The organism is Synechococcus sp. H70.1, assembly GCF_047502705.1.
In the GTDB taxonomy this organism is placed as follows: domain Bacteria; phylum Cyanobacteriota; class Cyanobacteriia; order Thermostichales; family Thermostichaceae; genus Thermostichus.
The window spans coordinates 1-5,726 of record NZ_JANSIV010000005.1 but is presented as its reverse complement, the minus strand read 5'-3'; the positions used below and the strand labels follow the sequence as shown (position 1 = coordinate 5,726).

At 58.7% G+C, this 5,726-nt stretch carries 4 protein-coding genes; 1 reads left to right on the top strand and 3 read right to left on the bottom strand.

The genetic code is table 11. The features are described from left to right. Positions 1–44 precede the first annotated feature (44 nt). From NW827_RS00145 to NW827_RS00135, 3 genes are read right to left on the bottom strand one after another with little or no spacing between them, the layout of a single operon-like run. Positions 45–1,127: a diguanylate cyclase gene (locus NW827_RS00145; protein ID WP_414503188.1), complete on the bottom strand. Its 1,083-nt coding sequence runs from the start codon at positions 1,125–1,127 to the stop codon at positions 45–47. 16 nt (positions 1,128–1,143) lie between these two features. Beyond that, positions 1,144–2,019, bottom strand: a complete 876-nt coding sequence (gene btpA / locus NW827_RS00140; RefSeq protein WP_414362616.1) for a photosystem I biogenesis protein BtpA — start codon at positions 2,017–2,019, stop codon at positions 1,144–1,146. Positions 2,020–2,050: 31 nt separating this feature from the next. Continuing rightward, positions 2,051–3,166, bottom strand: a complete 1,116-nt coding sequence (locus tag NW827_RS00135) for a quinone-dependent dihydroorotate dehydrogenase (RefSeq protein WP_414362624.1) — start codon at positions 3,164–3,166, stop codon at positions 2,051–2,053. 674 nt (positions 3,167–3,840) lie between these two features. Between NW827_RS00135 and uvrC the strand changes: the two genes are divergently transcribed. Beyond that, the gene (uvrC, locus tag NW827_RS00130) at positions 3,841–5,712 is read left to right on the top strand and encodes an excinuclease ABC subunit UvrC (protein ID WP_414362617.1); all 1,872 of its coding nucleotides are present in this window, start codon (positions 3,841–3,843) and stop codon (positions 5,710–5,712) included. Positions 5,713–5,726 lie beyond the last annotated feature (14 nt).

Genomic DNA, 5,726 nt, shown 5'->3' with positions numbered 1-5,726 from the left:
TCGGGGAGCCTGCCAGCTTTGCTATCTGGCTAAGGAAGCTGGGCCTAGTCGCCCCCGCTTTCGGTACAGGGTAGGGGTGGCCAGAAAAGCTGCACCCGGTTACGCCCTGCCTGTTTGGCTTGGTAGAGGGCCTTATCCGCTTGTTGCAGGGCAACCTCCGGCGCCAGGGGATAATCTTCGCTAATCACGATCCCACCGATGCTTAGGGTTACGGGCAGGCTGCGCTTAGGCGAAACCTCCACTGGACGGCTGGCAACAGCCTGGCGCAGTGACTCAGCATACTGTTGACAGCGGGAGGGGCTCAGCCCAGGGGTAACGCAGACAAATTCCTCCCCGCCGTAGCGGTAGAGCAGGCTGGAGGGGCGGAGGCGATTGTGCAGCCGTCCCACAATGGCCTGCAGAACGCAGTCGCCCACGAAGTGGCCGTAGGTGTCGTTGATTTGCTTAAAGTGATCCACGTCCAGCATTAACAAGCAGAGGTAGCGGTAGCGGGCTTTCCCCCGCGGCCCCACCTGCTGCAGCAAATGGGGCAGTCCCTGGTCAAGGGCGCGGCGATTCAAGGCACCAGTCAAGGGATCCGTCAAGGACAAAGACTCCAACAGCTCGTTGCGGGCTCGCAGCTGTCGGTTGGCCTGAGCCAAGGCTTGGGCAAGCTGCTGGAGGCGCAGCCCTGCCCGCACGCGTGCCCGCAGCTCTTCAGGAGCCACCGGCTTAGCGATAAACTCATCTGCTCCCCCCTCCAACCCCTGGATGCAATCCTCAAGTTGAGAGCGGACCGTGAGAAAGATGAAGTAGACAAACTGGCCGGCAGCAGATCCCTTGAGACGGCAGCAGAACTCCGGACCCGAGAGCTTGGGCATCACCCAATCGCAGATCACCACCTGCGGCCACTGGCTCTCGTCGAGCGCCTGGAGCCGCTCCCAGGCTACCTGGCCATCTTCCCAGGTTTCCACCTGGTAGTTACAGGCTTTGAGAACCTCGCCAATGAAGAGACGGATCGTCGGATCGTCATCGATGACCCAAATCCGGGGAACCTGATCTACAACTTGGCTCCCTACCCTCTCCTCTAGGAACTCAGCGGCTAGACCAGTATTGGGATCCCCGCTCTTGCAGCTGGCTGACCACATCAGGAGCCCCCCAAGTCTAACTACAGCCAGAAGTGGGAGTGGCGAGGTAGGTAGGGCTAGCGGAACCCCCTCCTATCCCCTGCTGCAGCGCCTCCACAAATTCCCGCACCCGAATCGGGTCAATGAGGGGGAAGAGCTCTGCATAACCTGCACGAGCCGGCCGCTTTAGGGAACTGGCTACGATTACTCCATCAGCGTGCTGGATGAGAGTGCCGATGTTCTCAGCGGTGGCCCCTGAGCCAATGAGAAGGGGTACCTGAGGAGCCACTTGGCGGGCTAGCTTCAGATCCTCCAACCGAGGCGGCTTGCCAGTCGCCTCACCAGAGAGAATGATGGCATCGGCCAGACCTCGCTCTAGGGTATCCAGGATAGCTGTCTCGAGGCTAATGGGGCTAAGGGGCTGCGCATGCTTCACCAGCACATCGGCAAAGATTTTAATATTTTCAGCCCCTAGCTCGCGGCGGTAGCGCAGTAGGCGGTGGGCATTCCCTTCTATGATGCCCTGATCAGTTACCATTGCTCCGCAGAGGACATTGACCCGAATAAACTGCGCCCCCACACAGGCGGCAATGGCTAGAGCGCTATAGCCATCGTTGCGCAGGACGTTGATCCCAATGGGCAGGGAGACCAGCATCTTAATCCGCTGGACAACTGCCGTCATGGCACTCACCACCGCCGCGTCCACCTGATCCTTGGCAAAGGGGGCATCGTAGAAGTTCTCGACCAGGATCCCGTTGACGCCCCCTGCAGCCAAGGCTGTAGCGGCCTGTTCCGCCTGGGCAATCACCTGCTCTAAGTCGCCGCCCCAACGGGGGGAGGTGGGTAGCGGCAACAGATGCACCACTCCAATAACCGGATGGGAGGTGTTGAAAAGGCACTGCAGCAGGCTCACCGGCAGCCTCCCTCAAGGATCCCTAACAATCTTACGTCTGGATGGAATCCCTGGGGGTATTCTCCTGGAACGGGGAGGGGGCGGAACCCTGCCAGCTGGCAGCAAGGCCGCGCAGTAAGCGAGGAACTAGGCCTGGCCCTTCATAGACCCAACCGGTATAGACCTGGAGCAAGCTGGCGCCGGCAGCGAGTTTCTCCAGGGCATCGTCTAGGGTAAAAATGCCCCCCACGCCGATAATTGGCAGCTGTCCCTGGGTAGCCCGGTGGATGTAGCGGATGATCTGGGTGGAGCGCTCTCGCAGCGGGGCGCCGCTGATGCCACCGGCTGCTGTAGCCAGAGGCCCTAGGCCAGGGAGGGAACGGGTTTTCAGATGGTCACGGCGCAGAGTGGTGTTGGTGGCTATGATCCCGGCCAGGCCATAGGCCTGGGCCAGCTCCAGAATGGCGTCAATCTCTGGCCAGTCCAGGTCGGGGGCAATCTTGACCAAAAGAGGTTTCTTGCCTTGATTTTCCGCCTGCAGAGCAGCCAGGATGGGTGCGAGGTGCTCAGCAGCCTGCAGGGATCGCAAGCCTGGCGTGTTGGGGGAGCTGACGTTAACCACAAAATAGTCCCCTAGCTCCCGCAGCAGCCGAAAGCTGGCCAGGTAGTCCGTGGCGGCAGCTTCCAGCGGCGTAGCTTTGCCTTTGCCCAGGTTGACGCCAATGGGGATGGGACGTTGGGGGAGGCGGCGGAGCCGCTCGGCCAAAGCGGCTGCCCCCTGGTTATTAAAGCCCATGCAATTGAGGGCAGCCCGATCCTGGGGCAGCCGAAATAGGCGCGGCTTGGGGTTGCCCGGCTGAGGCTGGGGGGTGACGGTGCCCACCTCCACAAAGCCAAAGCCCAAGCGGGGCCAGACCCCCAAAGCTATGCCGTCCTTATCAAAACCTGCAGCTAGACCCAGGGGATTGGGAAAGGTCAGCCCCCATAGCCGCACCTCCAGCCGGGGATCCCGATAGCAGAAGAGGCGCTCCAAAAGACTCAAGATCCCAGTGGCCTGGGTAACGTCTAGCCACTCCAAGGTACGTAGGAAGGCCACCTTGAGCGTCTCCGGGTCAGCCCTTAGCCCGGAAAACAGTAGCGGCTGCAGCAGATCCCGATACAGATTCACTAGCAAGGACTTCGCTGGAAGCCATGCTACCACTCCCCACCCCTCGCTGGAGTGGCCGAGAGGGGGTGTTAGTTTTAGCTTGGGGTGCTCTGCCCTGCTGATTACCGCAAGCCTTTTGTTGGGAGTGGCGCGATTTTCTTTCCAAAATGTTTGTGTGTACCGCTTGCTCTTCAAGGAGTGAAAACTTTGTCTATATCACTTGAAACGGTTACCGAGAGTAACACGCCCTATAAATGGATATGTTTTTTTGTTATCGCCAAAGCGCCCTATCAAGACAATAGATTGAGACCAGGAGATGAAGGAGAACTGCTGCGTTGAGCTAAGTACATTACGCCTTCCAATCCCGACACCCTAGTAATTGGCTTTCAGAGAGCTCTTATTTTCCATTGACGGGTCTCTAGTTAACTGCACCACCAGTTGCGAGGTATCAAAAAGAGTGAAAATCACCGAGCTTCTCACGAGCTTACCCAAGCAACTGTTTCCCTGCCTCATGTTTCAAGAACAGCACCCAACACCTGCTTCCTTCCTAGGCAGCTTTGTTGTTCTCTCTGGTGCGGGATCATTGCTAGATTGAGATTACAGTGACGAACCCTGACTCCCCTCCCCCTGTAGGAAGAAGGGTTGGGAGGAGGGCGATGTTAGGAACCAGGATCCCTGACGCTAGCTATAGCCCTATGACTGTCCCTCTCATTCAAAACCCAGAGCTGCTGGAGAGTCGACTCAAGGAGATCCCTGCTGAGCCTGGTGTCTACCTAATGCGGGATGCCAGGGATCAAATCCTCTATGTAGGCAAATCTAAGAAGCTACGTTCCAGGGTGCGATCCTATTTTCGCTGCCTCGAGGATCTCTCCCCTCGCATTCAGCGTATGGTGGTCCAGGTATGTGAGATCGAGTTTATCGTAACCGATAACGAAAGCGAAGCCCTAGCCCTGGAAGACAATCTCATTAAAACCTATCAGCCGCCCTACAATGTTCTCCTCAAAGAAGACAAAAAATACCCCTACTTGTGCATCACCTGGTCAGAGCCTTACCCTCAGATTTACATTACCCGCCACCGCCGTCTCAACCAAAATCAAGATAAGTACTACGGGCCCTATACCGATGTGGGTCTGCTGCGTTACACCCTCGGCCTGGTGAAGCGCATTTTTCCCTTGCGCCAGCGCCCCAAGCCCCTTTACAAAGATCGCCCCTGTTTGAACTATGACATCGGGCGTTGCCCTGGTGTCTGCCAGGGCTTGATCAGCCCGGAGGAGTATCGCAAGACCGTTGCTCAAGTGGCGATGATCTTCCAGGGGCAGACAGACGAGCTCATCCGGGAGTTGAAGGAGAAAATGGCCCAGGCAGCCGAGCAAGAAAATTACGAGGCGGCAGCGCGGTACCGGGATCAAATTCGCGGCCTAGAACAACTGGGCGAATCCCAGAAGGTGTCTTTGCCCAACTCTACCGTCAGCCGCGATGCCCTGGCCTTGGCTATGGATGACTTGCGAGCTTGCATCCAGTTGTTTCAGGTGCGGGCGGGCAAGTTGGTGGGGCGGCTGGGGTTTATTGCTGAAAACCGTGGCGACGACCCAGCCCTGATTTTGCAGCGAGTTTTGCAAGAGCATTACCAGTACTGCGACCCGGTGGAAATTCCCTCGGAAATCTTGACCCAGTACGAGCTGCCGGATCGCGATTTTCTTGAGTCTTGGCTAAGCCAAAAAAAGGGGCGCAAGGTCAGCCTCCTTGCCCCCCAGCGGCAGAGCAAAGCGGAGCTAATTGAACTGGTGGAGCGAAACGCCCGGCTGGAGCTAGCCCGCAGCCAGCGCTTAGCAAGCCGGGAGGCAGAAGCGCTGGAACGCTTGGCAGAAGTTTTGGATTTGCCGGCAGCCCCCCGCCGCTTGGAAGCCTACGACATTTCCCACCTCCAGGGATCCGATGCGGTGGGCAGCCAGGTGGTGTTTATTGATGGCTTGCCAGCCAAGCAGCACTACCGCCGCTACCGGATCCGCAACCCCGAGGTGCGGCCCGGCCACTCCGACGATTTTGCCAGCCATGCCGAAGTGGCGCGGCGTCGCTTCAGCAAAATGACCCCTGAGGATCAGCCGGACTTGGTGCTCATTGATGGCGGCAAGGGGCAATTGGCGGCAGTCATGGCGGTCTTGGCAGAGCTGGGCCTGGATCACCTGCCGGTGATTGCCCTGGCCAAGCGGGAGGAAGAGATCTTTCGGCCCGGGGATCCCCTGCCGCTGCGGCTGCCGCCCCAGGATCCGGCCCGCCTGCTGTTGCAGCGCCTCCGCGATGAGGCCCACCGCTTTGCCCTGGCCTACCATCGCCAGCAGCGGCAGCTACGCCAACAGGCTTCTGTGCTGGAGGAGATCCCTGGCCTGGGCAAGCAGCGCCAAAAGCTGCTAATGGAGGCGTTTCGCTCCCTTGCCCGCATTCAAATGGCCACAGAAGAGCAGTTGGCCCAGGTGCCAGGTATTGGCCCCAAGCTGGCCCGCCAGATTTACCGCTACTTCCATCCAGAAGCCGAAACAGAGTCGCCAGCAACAGCAGAAGGGGGGTAAAGGGCCAAACTTAA

Bases quoted from the DNA above. Each gene is read 5' to 3' on its own strand.
- NW827_RS00145 (WP_414503188.1), bottom strand. From the start codon at position 1,127: ATGTGGTCAGCCAGCTGCAAGAGCGGGGATCCCAATACTGGTCTAGCC.
- uvrC (WP_414362617.1), top strand. From the start codon at position 3,841: ATGACTGTCCCTCTCATTCAAAACCCAGAGCTGCTGGAGAGTCGACTC.